The 19,599-nt window shown below is 56.6% G+C and carries 15 protein-coding genes; 8 read left to right on the forward strand and 7 right to left on the reverse strand.

Going from position 1 to position 19,599, the window contains the following annotated elements:
* Positions 1-91 precede the first annotated feature (91 nt).
* Entirely contained in the window at positions 92-1,132 is a 1,041-nt protein-coding gene (locus tag ACMGGS_RS01345) for an NADP(H)-dependent aldo-keto reductase (protein WP_414164729.1), read from the forward strand.
* Between the two features lie 142 nt (positions 1,133-1,274).
* Here ACMGGS_RS01345 and lplT read toward each other — a convergent pair whose 3' ends face one another.
* Together lplT and aas are read right to left on the reverse strand one after the other, a co-directional pair.
* The gene (lplT, locus tag ACMGGS_RS01350) at positions 1,275-2,474 is read right to left on the reverse strand and encodes a lysophospholipid transporter LplT (protein WP_176920936.1); all 1,200 of its coding nucleotides are present in this window, start codon (positions 2,472-2,474) and stop codon (positions 1,275-1,277) included.
* Positions 2,467-4,626, reverse strand: a complete 2,160-nt coding sequence (gene aas / locus ACMGGS_RS01355) for a bifunctional acyl-ACP--phospholipid O-acyltransferase/long-chain-fatty-acid--ACP ligase (RefSeq protein ID WP_414164730.1) — start codon at positions 4,624-4,626, stop codon at positions 2,467-2,469. Before aas ends, lplT begins: the two co-directional genes overlap by 8 nt.
* 414 nt (positions 4,627-5,040) lie before the next feature.
* Between aas and galR the strand changes: the two genes are divergently transcribed.
* The gene (gene galR / locus ACMGGS_RS01360) at positions 5,041-6,048 is read left to right on the forward strand and encodes an HTH-type transcriptional regulator GalR (RefSeq protein WP_414164731.1); all 1,008 of its coding nucleotides are present in this window, start codon (positions 5,041-5,043) and stop codon (positions 6,046-6,048) included.
* A 315-nt stretch (positions 6,049-6,363) separates the two neighbouring features.
* Here galR and ACMGGS_RS01365 read toward each other — a convergent pair whose 3' ends face one another.
* The 4 genes from ACMGGS_RS01365 to ACMGGS_RS01380 all read right to left on the reverse strand — a co-directional run bounded on the left by ACMGGS_RS01365 (position 6,364) and on the right by ACMGGS_RS01380 (position 11,247).
* Positions 6,364-7,344 carry an IS110 family transposase gene (locus tag ACMGGS_RS01365; protein ID WP_414162998.1) on the reverse strand — a complete coding sequence of 327 codons (981 nt, stop codon included), beginning with the start codon at positions 7,342-7,344 and terminating at the stop codon, positions 6,364-6,366.
* Positions 7,345-7,598: 254 nt separating this feature from the next.
* Positions 7,599-8,372 (reverse strand): GntR family transcriptional regulator, encoded by a 774-nt coding sequence (locus tag ACMGGS_RS01370; RefSeq protein ID WP_414164732.1) that lies wholly within the window; start codon positions 8,370-8,372, stop codon positions 7,599-7,601.
* 105 nt (positions 8,373-8,477) lie between these two features.
* Positions 8,478-9,905: a glycoside hydrolase family 1 protein gene (locus ACMGGS_RS01375; protein ID WP_414164733.1), complete on the reverse strand. Its 1,428-nt coding sequence runs from the start codon at positions 9,903-9,905 to the stop codon at positions 8,478-8,480.
* Between the two features lie 7 nt (positions 9,906-9,912).
* Positions 9,913-11,247: a PTS sugar transporter subunit IIC gene (locus ACMGGS_RS01380; protein WP_414164734.1), complete on the reverse strand. Its 1,335-nt coding sequence runs from the start codon at positions 11,245-11,247 to the stop codon at positions 9,913-9,915.
* Positions 11,248-11,585: 338 nt separating this feature from the next.
* Here ACMGGS_RS01380 and ACMGGS_RS01385 point away from each other — a divergent pair, with 338 nt between their 5' ends.
* The 6 genes from ACMGGS_RS01385 (at position 11,586) to ACMGGS_RS01410 (ending at position 18,371) form a co-directional block, all read left to right on the forward strand.
* A complete protein-coding gene (locus tag ACMGGS_RS01385; RefSeq protein ID WP_414164735.1) occupies positions 11,586-13,289 on the forward strand; it encodes an ABC transporter substrate-binding protein in 1,704 nt (567 codons plus the stop codon).
* A 46-nt stretch (positions 13,290-13,335) separates the two neighbouring features.
* Positions 13,336-14,295: an ABC transporter permease gene (locus ACMGGS_RS01390; RefSeq protein WP_414164736.1), complete on the forward strand. Its 960-nt coding sequence runs from the start codon at positions 13,336-13,338 to the stop codon at positions 14,293-14,295.
* The gene (gene opp4C / locus ACMGGS_RS01395) at positions 14,295-15,242 is read left to right on the forward strand and encodes an oligopeptide ABC transporter permease (RefSeq protein ID WP_414166178.1); all 948 of its coding nucleotides are present in this window, start codon (positions 14,295-14,297) and stop codon (positions 15,240-15,242) included. Before ACMGGS_RS01390 ends, opp4C begins: the two co-directional genes overlap by 1 nt.
* Positions 15,239-16,219, forward strand: coding sequence for an ABC transporter ATP-binding protein (locus ACMGGS_RS01400; protein ID WP_414164737.1), 981 nt, complete (start codon positions 15,239-15,241; stop codon positions 16,217-16,219). Before opp4C ends, ACMGGS_RS01400 begins: the two co-directional genes overlap by 4 nt.
* Positions 16,216-17,184, forward strand: coding sequence for an ABC transporter ATP-binding protein (locus ACMGGS_RS01405; RefSeq protein ID WP_414164738.1), 969 nt, complete (start codon positions 16,216-16,218; stop codon positions 17,182-17,184). Before ACMGGS_RS01400 ends, ACMGGS_RS01405 begins: the two co-directional genes overlap by 4 nt.
* Before the next feature lie 140 nt (positions 17,185-17,324).
* Positions 17,325-18,371 carry a LacI family DNA-binding transcriptional regulator gene (locus tag ACMGGS_RS01410; RefSeq protein ID WP_414164739.1) on the forward strand — a complete coding sequence of 349 codons (1,047 nt, stop codon included), beginning with the start codon at positions 17,325-17,327 and terminating at the stop codon, positions 18,369-18,371.
* Here the strand turns inward: ACMGGS_RS01410 and lysA are convergent.
* Positions 18,332-19,594 (reverse strand): diaminopimelate decarboxylase, encoded by a 1,263-nt coding sequence (gene lysA, locus ACMGGS_RS01415; protein WP_414164740.1) that lies wholly within the window; start codon positions 19,592-19,594, stop codon positions 18,332-18,334. The two genes, ACMGGS_RS01410 and lysA, sit on opposite strands and share 40 nt — an antisense overlap.
* Positions 19,595-19,599: the final 5 nt, after the last annotated feature.

A 19,599-nucleotide genomic window follows, 5' to 3' on the forward strand; every position in this document is an offset into this window, starting at 1 on the left:
GATTTTTTACTTTCCCTTTCTCTTTGCCTCTGCCATTTTTATATTCCTTTGTCGGGAAGCTCCTGACGTGACATAAAAAAGGAATTCGGCTATGCACTATCACCGTATCCCCCACAGCTCGCTTGAGATTAGCACCCTGGGGCTGGGCACCATGACGTTTGGTGAACAAAACAGCGAAGCCGACGCCCATGCACAGCTTGATTATGCCGTGAGTCAGGGTATCAACCTGATTGACGTCGCTGAGATGTATCCTGTTCCACCGCGCCCGGAAACGCAGGGACTGACGGAAACCTACGTTGGCAACTGGCTGGCGAAGCATGGCAGCCGAGAAAAACTGGTTATCGCCTCAAAGGTGAGCGGTCCGAGTCGCACCGGCGACAGCGGTATTCGCCCGAATCAGGCCCTGGATCGTAAAAATATCCGTGAAGCGCTGGATCAGAGTCTGAAGCGGCTGCAAACCGATTATCTCGATTTGTATCAGGTTCACTGGCCGCAGCGCGCCACTAACTGTTTTGGCAAACTCGGCTATAGCTGGACGGATTCCGCCCCGGTGGTTTCTCTACTGGAAACGCTGGAGGCGCTGACCGAGTATCAGCGTGCCGGGAAGATTCGCTACATCGGCGTGTCGAATGAAACCGCGTTTGGCGTAATGCGTTATTTGCATCTGGCGGATAAGCACGATCTGCCGCGCATTGTGACTATTCAGAATCCGTATAGCCTGCTTAACCGCAGTTATGAGGTGGGTCTGGCCGAAGTGAGCCAGTTTGAAGGCGTGGAACTGCTGGCCTATTCCTGCCTGGCGTTCGGTACGCTGAGCGGCAAATACCTCAACGGCGCGAAGCCTGCGGGTGCGCGGAATACGTTGTTTAGCCGCTTTACCCGCTATAGCGGCGAGCAGGCACAGAAAGCGGTTGCCGCTTATGTGGAGATCGCTAAACGCCACGGTCTTGATCCGTCGCAAATGGCGCTGGCCTTTGTTCGCCGTCAGCCGTTTGTCGCCAGCACGCTGCTGGGAGCCACGACGATGGAACAGCTCAAGGCCAATGTGGAAAGTCTGCATCTTGAGTTAAGCGAAGAAGTGCTGGCGGAGATTGAGGCGGTGCATCGGGTGTATACCTATCCGGCACCGTAAGCGTGACATGCCCGGTGGCGCTGCGCTTACCGGGCCTACAACTGCCTGATTACGCGGCATTACCATCCCCCGACACCGCCCACCGTGTCTGAAGAGGTAATGCCCCCAGGCCGGATAAGCGCAGCGCCATCCGGCATTGCGTTCACCCTTTGCGGCGACGTCCCCAAATCCACAGTGCGGTAATCGCCAGCGCAAAGATGGCACCGAACCCCACGCCCACGCCGACAATAGGCACACCCACTTTGACCGCCAGCGAATACAGCCCCAGCATCAGCAGCATGGCGCTGTTTTCACCGAGATTCTGCACCGCAATAGCGTTCCCCGCGCCGACGGTTTTCTTGCCGCGCTCCTGCAACAGCGCATTCAGCGGCACCACAAAAAAGCCGCCCATGACGCCGATTAGCAGCAACAATCCGTAAGCAGGCAACTGCGTATGCTGGAGAGCAAAGAAGACCACGCCCACGCCAATCAAAATTCCGGCGGGCATGCAGCGCGCCACGGTTTCCAGCGTGATCAGCTTCGCCGCCGCCCCCGCACCAACGACAATACCGACCGCCACCATCGCGTTCAGATAGGTTGGCGTGGCGTTATCCACGATGCCCAGCGCGACCGGCACCCACAGCACCAGCAGGAAACGCAGCGTCACGCCGGCTCCCCAGAACAGGCTGGTGCCGACCAGTGAAAAACGCGTTTCCGGGTTAGTCCACAGTACCCGGCAGGCACTAAAGAAGCTGCGGGTCATGGGCGTAAAGCGCCAGGATTGCCCCGGTCGCGCAGCAGGGAGTTTCGGGATCATCACATTGGCGACTATCGCCCCGGCATAGGCCACGGCACAGACGCCAAGTGCCGCCATCACGTGCCAGTCCGCCAGCACACCGCCCGCGACCGACCCCAGCAGAATGGAGGCGATGGTGGACGACTCCATCAGGCCATTCGCTTTCACCAGCTTATCGCCGGTAGTCAGTTCGCCGAGAATGCCATATTTCGCCGGTGAGTAAGCGGCCGCGCCCACGCCAACCAGCGTATAGCCGATAAAAGGGTTGATGCCAAAGCAGATGCTGCCCGCACCAATCAGTTTCAGGACGTTGGCAAACATCATCACCCGTCCTTTGGCAAAACTGTCGGCAATTTGTCCCACAAAGGGAGCAAAAAGTATGTAAGCGCCTACAAACACCATTTGCAGAACAGGCTGGCTCCAGTCCGGATAAAACAGCTCCTTCATTAGCGCCAGGGTGGCAAAAAGCAGTGCGTTATCTGCGAATGCCGAGAGGAACTGAGCGCTGATTACCGCCTTCATCCCTTTCGACCACAGCGAAGTGTTAGTGTGTACTGACTCACTCATCGGCGTGCTCTGCCTCATCAACCATACTTTTTAAGGTCACGAAATCCGGCTTACCGCTGCCCAGTAACGGCATCTGTTTAATAAAGCGGATATCGCGTGGAACGGCCAGTTCAGGAACGCCATTCGCTCTGGCGTGCTGTTGCAGCTTGTCGCGCGCCAGTTCACTGTCGGTGGTAAAGAGCACCAGCGCCTCACCTTTGTTGGCATCCTGTTTAATGGCGGTGGCATGCATTTTGTCAGGCGATACCGCCAGCGCCAGTTGCTCGACCATCTCTAGCGACACCATCTCTCCGGCTATTTTGGCAAAGCGTTTAGCGCGGCCCTGAATACGGACAAAACCCTGCTCGTCAAAAGCGACAATATCACCGGTGTCATACCAGCCAGTTTCAACGTCACCATTGTGGTTTTCCGCCGTCGGCGCTTCCAGCACGCCAGGGTTTTCCACCCGCAGGTAGCCGCTCATGATATTTGGTCCTTTAAGCTGCAGCCTTCCGCCCTCGTCAATGCCCGGCACCGCCAGCAGACGCGCGTCCATCCCTGGCAGAATGCGCCCGACGGTGCCGGGTTTCGCTGCCATCGGCACATTAATTGAAACCACCGGCGCACATTCGGTCACGCCATAGCCTTCCAGCACGCGCAGGCCAAATTTATCCTGCCAGAGCTGGCGCGTGCTCTCCTGCAATTTCTCTGCGCCCGCTACCACATAGCGCAGGCGGAAGAAATCATACGGATGGGCGAAGCGGGCATAGTTGCCGAGAAAGGTTGAGGTGCCAAACAGCACGGTACAGTTGCGGTCGTAAACCAGTTCCGGCACGATGCGATAATGCAACGGACTCGGATACAGGAACACTTCTGCGCCCGTCAGCAACGGCGTGAACAGCCCTACGGTCAGGCCGAAGGAGTGAAACAGCGGCAGCGCCGACATAAAGCGGTCGTTGGCGGTAAAGTCGGCAATCGTTTTGATCTGCTCGACGTTGGCCAGAATGCTTTTATGGCTGTGAACGACGCCTTTTGGATTACCTTCTGAACCTGAAGTGAAGAGGATCACCGCCGCATCTTCCGGTTGCTGCTCCACCTGAGCCAGCCGCGGCATCAACAAATGCGAAAAAATCCACAGCTTGTCAGCCGTCGTGACGTCGCTTTTTAAATCTTCGAGAAAAACCCAGCGAACCTGCTTAAGCTGTTCCGGCAGGTGCCACAGTTTGCCCTTATCGAGAAACTGACGCGAGGTGAACACCGTTTTGATTTCTGCAGCGGTGATCGCGCTGGTCAGCCCTTTGACGCCAGCCGTATAGTTCATCATCGCCGGTACGCGGCCGCGAGAAATCGCGCCGAAGATCACCGCGGCACTGATACCCGCGTTAGGCAGCATCAAGCCGATTCTCTCGCCCTGGACGCTGTATTTTTCCAGGATACGCCCCACAAACAGCGTTTTGGTCAGCAGCTTACGGTAGCTGTCCGGCTGGAAGTTAATATCCTCCACGCAGTGCTTACCCGCGCCAAAGCGGTACTGCGCGGAAAGCAACGCTTCGAACAGCGTTTCGCGCGGGCGCACGGCCATACGCGCTTCCATCATAATTTGATGCAGCATTTCGCCCGCCATTTTACGGCGGTCGCGGGCGCGCGGCGCGTCTGGCATCGGGATGTGGGTCGGCGGCAGGATGTGAATAGCGATGCGCGGGAACAGGCGCTGTTTCACCAGCCCTTTCAGACGGCTGAAGAAGGTGAGTTCGGCCCCTTCAATACGCACGGGTACAATCGTTGCGTCCGCTTTCGCCGCGACAAACGCCGCCCCATCGTAAATCTTCATCAGCGAGCCGGAAACGGAAATGCGCCCTTCCGGGAAGATCACCACCGGTCGTCCCTGTTCAATCAGGCGCACCAAGTGCTTGATGGACATCGGTTTGGTCGGGTCGAGCGGTACAATATCAATCAGCGGCCTGAGCCAGCGCATATACCACTGCTGACTAATAGAGGAATAGACCGCGAAGGTCGGACGAATGGGCAGAAACAGCGCCAGCAAAATACCGTCAATAAAGGAGACGTGATTAGGGGTGATCAGTATTTTTTGCTGGTGTAGCGCACGGGCATCACCGGTGACTTTTACCCGGAACATGATTTGAAACAGCTGGCGGAAAAAACCCAAAAGCATATCAACTCCCTTTGCATGACAATAAAGGTGTGCAAGCCAAAGGAATAGCATAACAGGCGCGGCAACAAAATGGAGGCGAAAAAAAACCTGCGCATCTGCGCAGGCCGGTGTAAGAGTCAAGTACGAAGGTCGTACCAAAAAATCTCACCAATCAATACCTCTGGGATAATCAGAGTAGCAATCCCCGCCCCGAACTCACCAGCGGTCAATCGCAACATCCTTGCGCAAAGTGTAACCAAAGGTATTAATTAGCTTTTTCTCATTTCATCAGCAAAATGAATACCAGTAACGATAACATTACTGACGGCGATCACAGGCCGCTATGGCCGGGCGTGTTAAGTTAATCTCCTTGAAGTACGGCCGTTTTTCCGTAAAACTTATTGTGATGTAAACGTTTACCCACTAAGGCAAAGTATGGCGACCATAAAAGATGTAGCCCGACTCGCAGGCGTTTCTGTCGCCACCGTTTCACGCGTTATTAATAATTCGCCTAAAGCCAGCGATACCTCTCGTCAGGCCGTACTCGCGGCAATGGAATCCCTGTCCTATCATCCGAATGCCAACGCACGCGCGCTGGCGCAGCAGGCAACGGAAACCATTGGTCTGGTCGTTGGAGACGTGTCCGATCCTTTTTTTGGTGCCATGGTTAAAGCCGTCGAGCAGGTGGCTTACCATACCGGTAATTTTTTACTGATCGGCAATGGCTATCACGACGAGCATAAAGAGCGTCAGGCCATTGAACAGTTGATGCGTCATCGCTGCGCGGCGCTGGTGGTGCATGCCAAAATGATCCCCGATGCCGAGCTGGTAGGGCTGATGAAGCAGATCCCCGGCATGGTGTTGATCAACCGTATTCTGCCGGACTACAAAGATCGCTGTGTAGCGCTGGACGATCGTTATGGTGCGTGGCTTGCCACTCGCCATCTGATCCAGCAGGGCCATACGCGTATTGGCTACCTGTGCTCTAATCACGCGATTTCCGATGCAGAAGATCGTCTGCAGGGCTACTACGATGCGCTGAAAGAGAGCGGCCTGCCTGCCAACGATCGGCTGGTCACCTTCGGCGAACCGGACGAGAGCGGCGGCGAACAGGCGATGACTGAACTGCTGGGCCGTGGCAAAAATTTTACCGCGATTGCCTGTTATAACGATTCGATGGCCGCCGGTGCGATGGGCGTGCTCAATGACAACGGCATCGACGTCCCGCGAGAAATATCGTTGATTGGTTTTGATGATGTGCTGATCTCACGCTACGTGCGTCCCCGGCTGACTACCGTGCGCTACCCTATCGTGACGATGGCGACTCAGGCCGCAGAGCTGGCGCTGGCGCTGTCTGAAAATCGACCATTACCGGAAATTACGCATTTATTTAACCCGACGCTGGTACGCCGGCAATCGGTGAGTACGTTGAACGAGGGATAATCCATAGCGGCTTTGCCCGGCGGCGCTGCGCTTGCACGGGCCTACAGGTAAAGCACAACCCGCAGTGTCAATGAATCATAGGCCAGGTAAGCGAAGCGCCACCCGGCCCACAGGTAAAGCACAACCCGCAGCGTCAATGAATCGTAGGCCAGGTAAGCGAAGCGTCACCCGGCCCACAGGTAAAGCACAACCCGTAGCGTCAATGAATCGTAGATACTGTTATAGCCCGCAAGTTTTTTTAGCTTCCGGTTTCCCGGATTACAGGCATGACAACCACAGCGCCGTCAGGCGCTGTTTTTTCCTTTCACGACCCGGTTAAGCCGCTACCGGTACATGCCTGGACGCGTCGAACGACTCGCCCGATTTCAGCACACCGTATGCCACCTGCGCCAGTTTACGCATCATCGCCCCGATGATGACTTTTCCCCGTTTGCCGTTAGCTGCCAGACGGTCACGGAACGCCCGCCCCCAGGTCGTTTTGCTTACTGCCACCATCGCCGGCATGTACAGCGCCCTGCGAAGCGACACATGGCCCGCCTTACTCATCCGGCCTGCGCCGCGCACGCTGCTCCCTGATTCATGATGGCGGGGCGTCAGTCCCGCAAAGGCCGCGAACTGTCTCGCTCCGCCGAACCGGTTTTCCAGACCGATGTACGCCAGCAGCACCGCTGACGTCTTTTCCCCGATACCCGGGATACTTTCCAGCAGCTTCCTGCGGTGCTTCATATCCGGGTCATCATCCGTCAGGTCCTTTATCTGTTTTTCAAGACGTTTCAGTTCGGCATCAAGCCACAGAAGATGCGCGTCAATACTCGGCATCTGAACGTCCCGCGCTGTCTCCAGCCGGTTAAGCTCCTGGGTGTGCATGTCCGTCAGCGACTGATGGCGCAGCACCAGTGCCCGCAGCGCCCGTTCAACCGGATGAGGCGCCTGCCATGCAGCAGGCCGCTTCTGGCGGCAGAACTCTGCCAGCATCCGGGCGTCGACGGCGTCCGTTTTGCTGCGCAGTCCCTCGCTCTGTGCGAAGGCTTTACCGCGGGCGGGATTGATGATCGATACCGTGAACCCCGCATCGCTGAGATGCGCGGCGGCGTCTTCCATGTACGTACTGGTGGCTTCCATACAGATATGTGCAGGCGCAGCCTGATGGCTGTTCAGCCAGCGGACCAGCTCATCGTGGCCCTTCGGGGTGTTGGCAAACTTTTTACTGCGGTGACGGCCATCGGGCCGCAGCACATCAACATCCAGCTTCGCTTTAGAGACATCGATACCAATAAAATGCAGTTCCTGTTCCATAGTGAGACCAACCTTGTGAATGCGGATTACCGGGAAAACCGGTCCATGATACTGTCCGGTTTGTCACCTGTGGAGAAGGGCAGTCCGCTGCATAGATCTACAAAACAGGCTTTGAGCCTGAGGCCGGGTCCGGCATGCGGACTGCATGGCAGTGAGAACTGGCCGGCTCTCTCTGCTCAGAAAGGATAATACAAGGCCGGGTAAGCGAAGCGCCACCCGGCATTATCGCGACACAACGGCTGACAGCCAGCCCCTCACATCAGCTTCCCCTGAAAAATCGGCACCGATTCAAAAAGGTAGCCGTCAAAATCCGGCGCATCCTCGTCGGACAACTCCAGCAGGCTGTTTTTAATGTTTTCCAGGTGCTGCCACATGGCCTGCCATGCCCCCATTACATCACGGCGGCGCAGGGCGGCGAGAATAGTCTGGCGGTCGCCCAGCCATTTCAGGCGATACGTGCGGCTGGCAATATGGGCGTTAAACTGCTGCCACAGCGGGTTGCCGTCCATCTGATGCCAGATGTTTTCGACCGTCATCAGCAGCATTTGATTTTGCGACGCCCCGGCCAGCACCAGATGAAACATCTTACTGTTGTCCTGGCTGGTGTCGTTGGTGGCGATCGCTCGCTGTTCCTGCTCAATGATCCGGCGCAAATTGTCGATATCGGCGCGGGTCGCCATCCGGGCGGCGAAGGCGGCGATGTTGCTTTCCAGCAGTTGTCGGGCCTGAAGGATTTCAAACGGCCCGGCGTCGCTGTTGAGCAGACGTTCCTCTTCGTTTTCTTCTTCACAGGGTACGCGCATAACGTACACTCCGGACCCCTGGCGGATGTCGACCGTGCCCTGAAGCTCCAGCATCAGCAGCGCTTCACGCACGATAGTTCGGCTGACACCATAGGTTTCGGCGATATTGCGCTCAGGCGGTAACCGCGAGCCGGGAGGGTAGCGCCCCTGCACGATCTGCGCACGTAAATCTTCACCAATTTCCTGGTAAGGTTTCTTTTCCGGCGGGACGAGGGCCTTCTCCACACTATCACCTGTGCATACGTTGACGTTAACGTCCGGGAAGGCCCGGACGTGGACAAGTTTACCAAATTTCACGCCGTTTCGGGGGTTTTCACTTCAGTGATGAGGCTACTTATCCTCATCGTCGATGGTCAGCGTAAGCTGGTGACTTGTGCGCAACTGACGAAACCACGAAGCGGATTTTTTTGCCCGCCGGGCGCGGTGGTTATCAAGGTCGATTTCAATCAGACCGTAGCGGTTTTTAAACGCGTTCATCGGCGAGACGTTGTCGGTAAAGGCCCACAGCATATAGCCCTGACAGTTTGCCCCGTCCTCCCGCGCCAGCAGCGTATAATAAAGATGCTCGCTGATGAAACGGATGCGGTAATCATCCTCAATCATTCCATCCGCATTACGGTACTGCGCTTCATTCTCCACGCCCATCCCGCTTTCGGCCACGAACCACGGTATATTGCGGTACTCGTTTTTGATGCGCATCGCCATGTCATAAATAATGCGCGGGTAAATCTCCCAGCCGCGCGAGGCGTTCATTCGTCGACCGGGCAGGTCAAAAGGCTCGTAATAATACGCCGGGTGGAATGGCGTCTGCGGATGCCAGGCGCGGGACGGCGCTTTTACCCGGTGCGGATAGTAAAGGTTGATGCCCAGTTCATCGACGGTATTGTCGCGGATGATCGCCAGCTCGTCCGCCGTATATTCCCACGCGACATTATGCTGCTCCAGTAACCTGAATAGTTCGGCGGGATATTCGCCATGCACCAGCGGGTCGAGAAACACCCGGTTATAAAACAGGTCGTAAATCTCAGCGGCCCGCACGTCATGCGCCGCACGCGAGCGTGGATACGTCACTTCCGGATTGAGGATGCAGCCTACCGTGCCGCGATATCCTTGCTCACGAAACAGCTTCACCACTTTCGCCGTCGCCAGCGTTTTATGATGGTTCCACTGCATCCAGGTGCCGGTATTTTGTTCATACGGCCAGCGCAGCGCGTCGAGATAAACCCGCGTCTGCACCACGATCGGTTCATTAAAGGTGAACCAGCGCGTCACGTTTTGATGATAGCGTTCAAACACTTTTTGGGCATACAGCACGTACAGTTCGACAACTTTTTTCGATGCCCAGCCGCCGTAAGTTTCCAGTAAATAGCCCGGAAGTTCATAGTGCTCCAGGCAGATCATCGGCTCGATGCCATGGCGCTGCATCTCATCAAAAAGCTGGTCGTAATACGCGGCGTACTCTTCGTCTACCGTGCCGTTTTCGTAATCGGTGAGAAAGCGCGACCAGTTAATCGAGGTGCGATAATGGGTCAGCCCGGCGTCCTTCATTAGCGCGACATCTTCACGGAAGCGGTTGATAAAGTCAGTCGCCACCGCCGGACCGTAGCCGTTATGCCAGACGTGGCGGTCGTTCTTGTACCAGAGATCGGGCCAGGAATCCTGCCCTTCCTTTTTGCCACTCCAGCCCTCGGTCTGCCAGGCGGAAGCTGCCGCGCCCAAAATAAAATCCTCAGGAATGGTTAACGTCTTTGTACTCATAAGATCCTCATTTAGTAGCAGCAGCCTGCTGTTCACTCAGCAACTGCGCCTGTTCCGCGCGACGGGAGGCGATTTTGACGAACGGCAGGTAAATGATCACCGCCGTAATAATGCAGATAAGCTGAGTCACCACTGCGCCCATCGATCCGGCAGTGGAGAGCCAGGCGTTGATCAACGGCGGTGTGGTCCACGGCACCATTACCACGGCTTTCCCGGCAAATCCCGTCACAGTCGCAAAATAGCCGATAGAACCGGTGACCAGCGGCGTAATAATGAATGGGATCGCCAGAATCGGATTCAGCATGATCGGCATGCCGAAAATCACCGGCTCGTTGATATTAAAGAGGCCAGGGCCTATGGAGAGCTTGGCGATCTCGCGCATTTCTTTGCGTTTGGTGGCGATCATCACCGCGATCAGCAAACCAATGGTCAGGCCGGAACCGCCGATGCTCATATAGACATCCCAGAATGGCATGGTAATGATATTCGGCACCTCTTTGCCCTGCTCAAAAGCGCTCATATTAACGGTGATCGCTCCCAGCAGCAGCGGCTCGCGGATCGGTTTGATCATCTGGTTGCCGTGAATGCCGATCACCCAGAACAGCTGGGCGACAAACATCAGCAGGAGGATCCCCGGCAGGCTTTGCACCACCCGCTCCAGCGGTTGCTGCACCACCTGATACACCGCATCGTACAGGTACATACCGGTGATCTGATGGAATACAAAGCCGAAGGTGGCAATAACGGTGGTGGTGATGATCGCCGGGATCAGCGCGGAAAACGAGGCGGAGACGTTCGGCGGCACGGTGTCCGGCATTTTGATCTTCAGCCCCGGCCGCCCTTCCAGCCAGCAGTAGATTTCAACCGACAGAATGGCGATGAACATGCCGAGGAACAGGCTGCGGGTGTCGGAGAACTGGCGCAGCAGCACGTCTTTGACTTCGTGCATCTGCCCGTCGACCATCATCTCCACGGTTGTGGGCGTCACGCAGATAAAGCAGATCACTGCCAGCAGGCCGGGAAAGAGCGTTTTAATGCCGTTAATTCGGCCCAGCTCAATGCCGATCAAAAACACTGCGCCGATATTGAGGAAGTTCAGGGTGGCGTAGTTAATGGCACCGGTGATGGGTTTGAGTGCTGCCAGGAAAGACAGCGACTGAAAGCTGGCCAGACCGTTTTTAGGATCCAGCACCATGTTGGAAATTAACACCGAAAATGCGCCGACAATAATTACCGGCATCAGCGTGATGAAGGAGGCTTTGATCGCCATGATGTAGCGGTAACTGTTGAATTTGGTCGCGAAACTGCCCAGCGAGTCGATCATTTTTTCCTGAAATGCCATCGGGTAATACCTCAGAATTTTAGGGGCCTGTTATCGAAATGGGGACAGCTCACGCCCATTTGGCATACCAAAAATAGTCAGGTAACGCGAAAAGTTCTGTGATTGCGGTCGCAACATCAATAGCGGTATTCCAGATAAGCCAGTTATTTCATATTGGCATACCACATTTACGCATCCGATGCGTCATTCATTTTCTGGCTATGCTTTTCCATCTTTTTTCTAAGGATAAATCGCTATAGGCCATATCTTTTCGTTGTTAGACAGGGTGCGGGACGGCTCTTATCGTTCGTCATTATTTGTAAATGTTTATCGCACCTATCTGACGAGGGAACATACTTTTGGCCAGGTTACTGAAAACACTCACCACAAGACCCACACGCTTTGCTCTTGCGCTACACATCGCGCTGCTCAGCGGCTCGATTGCCTTTTCTTCTCTCGCCAGTGCGGATGACATTTTAAAAGAAGGGATCACGCCAGCCGCCGATGCCAGCCAGGTGCCGCCGGCGGCAAAGCTGCGTAAAGATACAGTCGTCGCCGGGATCTCTGAACCGCAGGGGATTTTTAACCCCTATTTCTTTGTGAACGGCTGGGACGAGAACGTCACTAACGTTATTTTCTCCCGTCTGATTGACTGGGACAGCCAGGGCAAACTGGTGCCGGGGCTGGCTGAAAGCTGGACCGTTAGTCCGGACGGCAAAGTCTATACCATTAAGCTGCGCCCAAATCTGACCTTCAGCGACGGTTCGCCGCTCACCGCTGAGGATGTCGCCTTTACGCTGACTGTCCTCTCCGATCCGAAATACGACGGCGATACCGATATTACGCTCGCCAACATTGCCGGTGGCGCAGAATATAAGGCCGGGAAAGCCGACAGCGTTAGCGGCCTGAAAGTGATCGACCCGCTGACCATTGAAGTGACCACTACGCAGCCTGGCGCAACCACGCTGGCAAAAATCGGCGGGCCGGTATTGTCGAAAGCGTATTACGGCAAGAATTATCAGCGTGGTAATCTCGATTATCTGCGCACCCTGCACGGCAAGCCGCTGGGTAACGGTCCTTATGTCTATGATAAGTACATTCCCGGTCAGGAGATCCGTTTCCACGCCAATATCCATTTCTGGCGCGGTACGCCGCCGACGCCGCGGTTTATCTATCGCGTGACCAATCCGTCCACCAATTTCCAGCTGTTCCAGACCGGCGAGACGGATTACGACGCCTTCACCTCGCGCCCGGATGACATTGAACAGCTTAAGCTGTTGGGCTTTGCCAATATTAACCTGTACGGCTCCAGCGATTACAGTGAAGTGGAATTTAACGTTCGTCGTCCGGCGCTGAAAGACGCCAAAGTACGGCAGGCGCTGATTTACGGCCTGGATCGCCAGAAGCTGATCGACGTGGTGTATCAGGGGTACGGTACCGTCGCCATTGAACCTATCGCGCCGATTTCATGGGCGTACAACCCGGACGGGGTGAATCCGTATAAATACGATCCGGCACAGGCGAAAAAGCTGCTGGATGAGGCGGGCTGGAAGCCGGGTGCGGACGGTATCCGCGTGAAAGACGGCAAACGCCTTGAACTGACGCTGCTGGTGAGCAAAAAGGTGCTTAACGACGCGCTGATCCCGATCGCCAAAGAAAACTGGCAGCAGATTGGCGTGCTGTTAAAACCGCAGGTGGTTGATTTCAATGCCCTGATGGCGCAGCGCAAGTCTGGTAATTACGATCTGGCGTCGTTCAGTACCAGCACCCTGAACGATCCGCACGATGGGGTATGGGATTTCTACAGCAGCGAGGCAAAAGAGTCAGGCTATAACAATCCTGATGTCGATAAGCTGATTAACGAAGGCAACGCCACGCTTGATGTGGAAAAACGTAAGCCGATTTACCACCAGCTCTACAAAGTGCTGGCTGACGATCCGCCGGTCATTCTGCTCGGCAACCGCAAAATTCTGTCCGCTAGCAGCGCCCGGGTTACCGGCTTTAAGCCGGATATCTACAACGGCCTGACCGGCAGCCTGCCGGATGTGAAAATCGTCAAGTAATGCCGTCGCCGCCGCCCTTCTGCCGGGCGGCGGCCGTGAGAAAACCATGAGAAATTTTATCCTGCGGCGGCTGCTGCAAACTCTGCCGATGCTGCTGCTCGCCTCGTTTATCATCTTTATGCTGTTCGCCAAAACCCCCGGCGATTTTATTGACGGCAATATCACCCTGACCGCCGCCCGAGCCGCCGAACTTAAGGCTATTTATGGTCTTGATCAGCCGCTGCTGAGCCGCTATGTGCACTGGCTGGGCCAGCTATTACAGGGCGATTTAGGATTTTCATTGCAGTATCAAATCCCGGTCAGCCAGTTGCTGAATCAGTACATCTGGAACTCCTTCCTGCTGGCAAGCGTGGCGCTGGTGTTTTACTGGGGCATCGGTCTGGCGGTTGGCATTGTCTCAGCGCTAAAACCCAACTCGCTATTCGATCATGTCGTGAGCGTGGCGGTGTTCGCCGCCATGTCGTTTCCGACCTTTTTCCTCTGCCTGCTGTTGATTAAGTGGTTCGCGGTCGATCTGCACTGGCTGCCGGTGGGCGGGATGACCAATACCGGCAGCGACGACAGCGGCTGGGCGTGGATGATGCAGGTGGCCGCGCATTTGATCCTGCCAGTGCTGGCGCTGGTGATGTTGCAGGCGGGCAGCCTGACTCGCTATTTCCGTGCCAGTATGCTGGATGTGGTGAAAATGGATTTTATCCGCACCGCCCGTGCCAAAGGGTTACGCGAGCGGACGGTGATTTTTAAGCACGCCCTGCGCAATGCGCTGCTGCCGATTATCACTCTGCTCGGCTTTGAGCTGCCAGGATTATTTTCCGGGGCCATCATTACCGAAAAAGTGTTTAACTGGCCGGGTGCCGGACATATCCATATTGATTCGCTGGCCGCCCGCGACTATCCGGTGCTGATGGGCTTTACGCTTTTCCTGGCGGTATTAACCATTCTCGGCAATCTGCTTGCCGACGTGCTCTACGCGTGGGCCGACCCGCGCATTCGGGTGAGGTCGTGATGCTCAATTCTCTGTTCTCCACCAATCGTCGCTTGCGTAAGGCGGAGATCCCGACGCTCTCACAGGTGACGCCTTCTCCGTGGCGTCAGGCCTGGCGTGTGCTGCGGCGTAATCATCTTGCCATGCTATGTCTGCTCACCCTAATCGTGATGGCAATCTGGTGCGTGCTGGGTCCGATCTGGTCACCGTGGAAAGATGATGCCACCGATGTCCTGATGATCAACAAACCGCCGGGTGCGGAGCACTGGCTCGGCACCGATTTTCTCGGTCGCGATGTGTATACCCGTCTGCTGCTGGCTGGCCGGATTTCGTTAATTATCGGCCTGCTGACCATGCTGCTGTCGGTGGCGCTCGGTTATTTGCTCGGGGCCGTCTCAGGCTATGTGGGCGGTATTACCGACAAGCTGATCATGCGGCTGGCGGATCTGGTGATGACCATTCCCAGCCTGCCGCTGCTGATTGTCGCCGGTGCCATGCTGTCGGAACTGGATTTCTCCCCGGACTCGCGCATTTACATGGTGATTGTGATGCTGAGCCTGCTGGAATGGCCGAAGCTGGCGCGGCTGGTGCGCGGACAAATTCTCTCCCTGCGCGAGCGCGATTTTATGCTGGCAACCCAGGTGCTTGGCCTGTCGGCATGCCGCCGCCTGTTTGGTCATCTGCTGCCGAACACCATTCCGATTCTGGTGGTGATGGCGACCATGGCGGTGGCCAACGCTATTCTCAGCGAGTCCGCGCTGAGCTATCTCGGTCTCGGCGTCGTTCCGCCCACCCCGTCGTGGGGCAATATGATGGACGCCGCCAACAGCCTGATCGACTTTCAGCGCCGTCCTTGGCTGTGGATGCCGCCGGGAATGGCGATTTTTATTACGGTGATCGCCATTAACGTGCTGGGCGACGGCCTGCGCGATGCCCTCGATCCCAAAATGAAACGGAGCCTGAAATGAGCGAGCCGTTAATTACCTTTGATCGTCTCTGTGTGTCGTTTGCCGCTGAACAGGGCCGCGTGCGGGCAGTACAGGATGTATCATTTTCGATTCAGGCCGGGCAAACCGTGGGCGTGGTCGGTGAATCCGGCTGCGGTAAAAGCGTGACCGCCATGTCGCTGATGGGTCTCCTGCCACCGCAGGCGGCGCGTCTCGACGGGGGAGAAATTCGTTTTCAGGGGCAGGATCTTTTACGCCTCAAACCTGCAAAGATGGCCGATATTCGCGGCAACGAACTGGCAATGATCTTCCAGGAGCCGATGAGCGCGCTCAACCCGGTACTGACCATTGGCGATCAGCTTTGCGAGCCGCTGATCCGCCATCGCGGCGAGACGCCGAAAGCGGCCTGGCAGCACGCGATCCAGCTGATCGCCGGGGTAGGACTGGCACGCGCAGAAAGTTTGATGAACAGTTATCCGCACCAGCTTTCCGGCGGCATGCTCCAGCGGGTGATGATCGCGATGGCGCTAAGCTGCCAGCCGAAATTGCTGATCGCCGACGAACCGACCACCGCACTGGACGTGACGGTGCAGGCGCAGATCTTACGCCTGCTGCGCGATCGGGCGCGCGAGCATCATATGGCGCTCATGCTGATCACTCACGATCTGGGCGTCATCGCCCAGATGGCGGAACAGGTGGTAGTGATGTATGCCGGACGTATTGTCGAACAGGGCGCAACGGCTGATGTACTGCGCGAGCCGCTCCACCCTTACACGCAGGGATTGATCGCCTCGCGTCCGGTGCCAGGCCAGCGCCGTCGGCGTCTGTACTCCATTCCCGGTCAGGTGCCGGATCTGGCAGCCCTGCCGCCTTACTGCGCCTTTACCGATCGCTGCGCGCGCGCCACCGACCGCTGTCGCCAGGGCATTCCGCCGCTGGTCGGCCAGACACGTCAGGCCGCGTGCTTTTACAGCGGTTTACCGGAGGCACAGTCATGAGCGAGTACCTTATTGAAGTCGACGGGCTGAAAAAGCATTTCCCGCTGCGGGACGGCCTGTTCGGTCAGGAAACCGGGCAGCTACGAGCCGTTGATGGCGTCAGTTTTAACATCCGCCAGGGCACGATTTTTGGCCTGGTGGGCGAATCCGGCAGCGGCAAAACGACCGTCGGACGCACGCTGCTCGGGCTGTATGATAAAACGGCAGGCAGCGTAAAATATCGCGGTCAGGATCTGCACGATCTCTCCCCTCGCGAGCTACGGGCGTTGCGCCCGAAGATCCAACTGGTGTTTCAGGATCCGTACAGTTCGCTGAACCCGCGTATTCGTATCGGCGATGCCATTGGCGAAGCGATGCTTGAACACCAGCTTTGCACCCGTCGCGAACTGCGGGAGAAAGTGATTGAGGTAATGAAAATCTGTGGGCTGTCGGCACAGCACTATAACCGCTTTCCGCACGAGTTTTCCGGTGGTCAACGGCAGCGCATCGGCATTGCCCGCGCGTTAATCCTCAATCCGGATTTTATTATTGCCGACGAGCCGATTTCGGCGCTGGATGTGTCGATTCAGGCGCAGATCATCAATCTGTTTTCTGATTTGCGCGACGATCGCGGCGTGACGTTTTTGTTTATTTCGCACGATCTGGGCGTGGTGGAGCATCTGTGCGATGACGTGGCGGTAATGTACCTGGGCCAGTTAGTCGAGACCGCCAGCCGCGATGCGCTGTTCAGCCAGCCGCTACATCCTTACACTCAGGCGCTGCTGGCCGCCGTGCCAACACTGGAACCGGGTCGTGAACCGGTGGCCGCAGTGCGCGGAGAAATCCCCGATCCGTCAAAACCGCCGTCCGGCTGCCGTTTTTCCTCCCGCTGTCCGTATGCCGTGGCTCGCTGTCATAGTGAAATTCCGGCCCTGCGGGAAGTGGCCAACGGGCACCGCGTGGCCTGCCATCTGGTCAGAAAATAAGCACTTTTCCATGACAACGCCGGGGAAATGCGTTGTCACCAGGACGAATGTTGATCAAAGTACAATCCTGGAGCACGCGTTCTTTTTCCCCACAATGTCTATGTTAAACTGCGGCTATCATGTGGCATCAGGAACAAATAATGGCAACAATGCTGGATGTCTCACTACGCGCCGGGGTGTCGAAAGCGACGGTTTCCCGCGTACTGAACGGCACAGGTCAGGTGAAAGAGAGCACCCGTCAGCAGGTTTTTAAGGCCATGGAAGAGCTGGGCTATCGCCCCAACTTTCTCGCCCGCTCGCTGGCTAATCGCACCAGTAATAGCATTGGCCTGGTGGTATCAACCTTTGATGGTTTCTATTTTGGCCGCCTGCTGCAACAGGCGGCGCGCCAGACGGAATCGTATGGTAAACAATTGATTGTGACCGACGGCCATGACACGCCGGAGTGCGAAGAACAGGCGGTGCAGATGCTGGCCGATCGCCATTGCGATGCCATCGTGCTTTATACCCGTTTTATGAGCGAAAAGACGATGACTTCGCTGATTACCTCGCTGCCGATGCCGCTGATCGTCATCAATCGCGACGTCAGTTCCGCGCGCGAACGCTGCGTATTCTTTGAGCAGCAGGACGCCGCGTTTCAGGCGGTAGAGTATCTGATTTCTCAGGGCCACAGGGACATCGCCTGTATCACTGTCCCGATCCACACCCCGACCGGCAAGGCGCGCCTGATGGGCTATCGCCAGGCGCTGGAAAAACACGGTATTGCTCAGGATGAGCGTAAGATCAAATACGGCGATGCCAGTATGACGCGTGGCTATGAGCTGTGTCAGGAATTGCTGGCAGAAAACGTAACGTTCAGCGCGCTGTTTGCCTGCAACGATGATATGGCGCTGGGCGCGTCAAAAGCGCTACACCAGGCAGAGTTACACATTCCGCAGGATATTTCGCTGTTCGGCTTTGACGATGCTCCCAGCGCCCGCTGGCTGGAACCCGGGCTGTCGACGGTTTATCTGCCCATCGACACTATGATTGTCACGGCGATCGATCAGGCGATCAAGCTGGTGGGCGGGCAGCCGCTGGAGCCGATCCCGCCATTCACTGGTAAACTGGTGTTACGTGATTCCGTCACGACGGGGCCGTATTTTAATCAGAGCAGTTCCAGCGCCAGCAGCTCATCAATGGTCTGACGGCGGCGGATCAAACGCGCTTTTCCGCCGTCAAACAGCACTTCCGGCAGTAGCGGGCGGCTGTTGTAGTTCGACGACATCGACGCGCCATAAGCCCCGGTATCATGCAGGACCAAATAATCGCCCGGCGCGACCGCTGGCAGCGCGCGGGTTTCAACTTTGCCGCCCTCCTGCTGGGTAAACACATCGCCGGACTCACACAGCGGCCCGGCAACCACCGTCTCCAGCAGCGGGGTCTCGCGCAGATCCCGCCCATCTGCTGCCAGCGCAGTAATATGATGATAGCTGCCGTACATGGCCGGACGCATCAGGTCGTTAAATCCGGCGTCAATTAACACAAAATGACGGCTGCCCATTGCTTTAACGCTCCGCACCTGGGACACCAGCACCCCGGATTCAGCCACCAGAAAACGTCCCGGTTCAATTTCCAGTTTAATCGCATGGCCCAGGTGACGGGCAATCTGCTCCCGCGCAGCGTTCCACAGGCCAAAATAGTGATCGGTATCGATCGACTCATCGCCTTCGCGATACGGGATCGACAGCCCGCCCCCTGCTGAGATCGCCTCCAGATCCTGACCGCAATCAATCACCTGCTGCACCATCGCGCCACAGACCTGTTCAAGGTGGCCGTAATCCACGCCCGAGCCAATATGCATGTGAATGCCGATAAGATGCAGGCCGTACTGGCGGATCGTTGCCAGCGCCGCCGGAAGATCGCCGTGCCAGATCCCGTGTTTGCTGTTTTCGCCGCCGGTATTGGTTTTCTGGCTGTGTCCGTGACCGAAGCCCGGATTCACCCGCAGCCAGACGCGATGGCCCGGCGAGACCTGCCCGAGCTGCTCGAGCATATCAATCGACCCGGCATTAACCGGGATCTGCAACTCATGCACCCGCGCCAGGGTATCGCTGTCGATAAGATCGGCGGTAAATACGATATCGTCCGGATGGGTCTGCGGATCGTAACCTGCCGCCAGCGCGCGTTCGATTTCGCCCAGCGACACCGAATCCACCTTGACCCCCTGCTCGCGCATCAGGCGCAGGATATGAATATTTGAGCAGGCTTTTTGCGCAAAACGAATGACGTCAAAACGGCTCAGCAGGGCAATCTGACGGCGGATGATTTGCGCGTCGTAGACCCAGACCGGGCAGCCAAATTCAGCGGGTAAGCGTAACAGGTTTTCAGCGTTCAAATCGCTGTCGGTGGTATGCAGAGCGCGCGGCATGGTTG

Origin of the sequence: Superficieibacter sp. BNK-5 (assembly GCF_047456055.1) — a bacterium.
Lineage (GTDB): Bacteria > Pseudomonadota > Gammaproteobacteria > Enterobacterales > Enterobacteriaceae > Superficieibacter.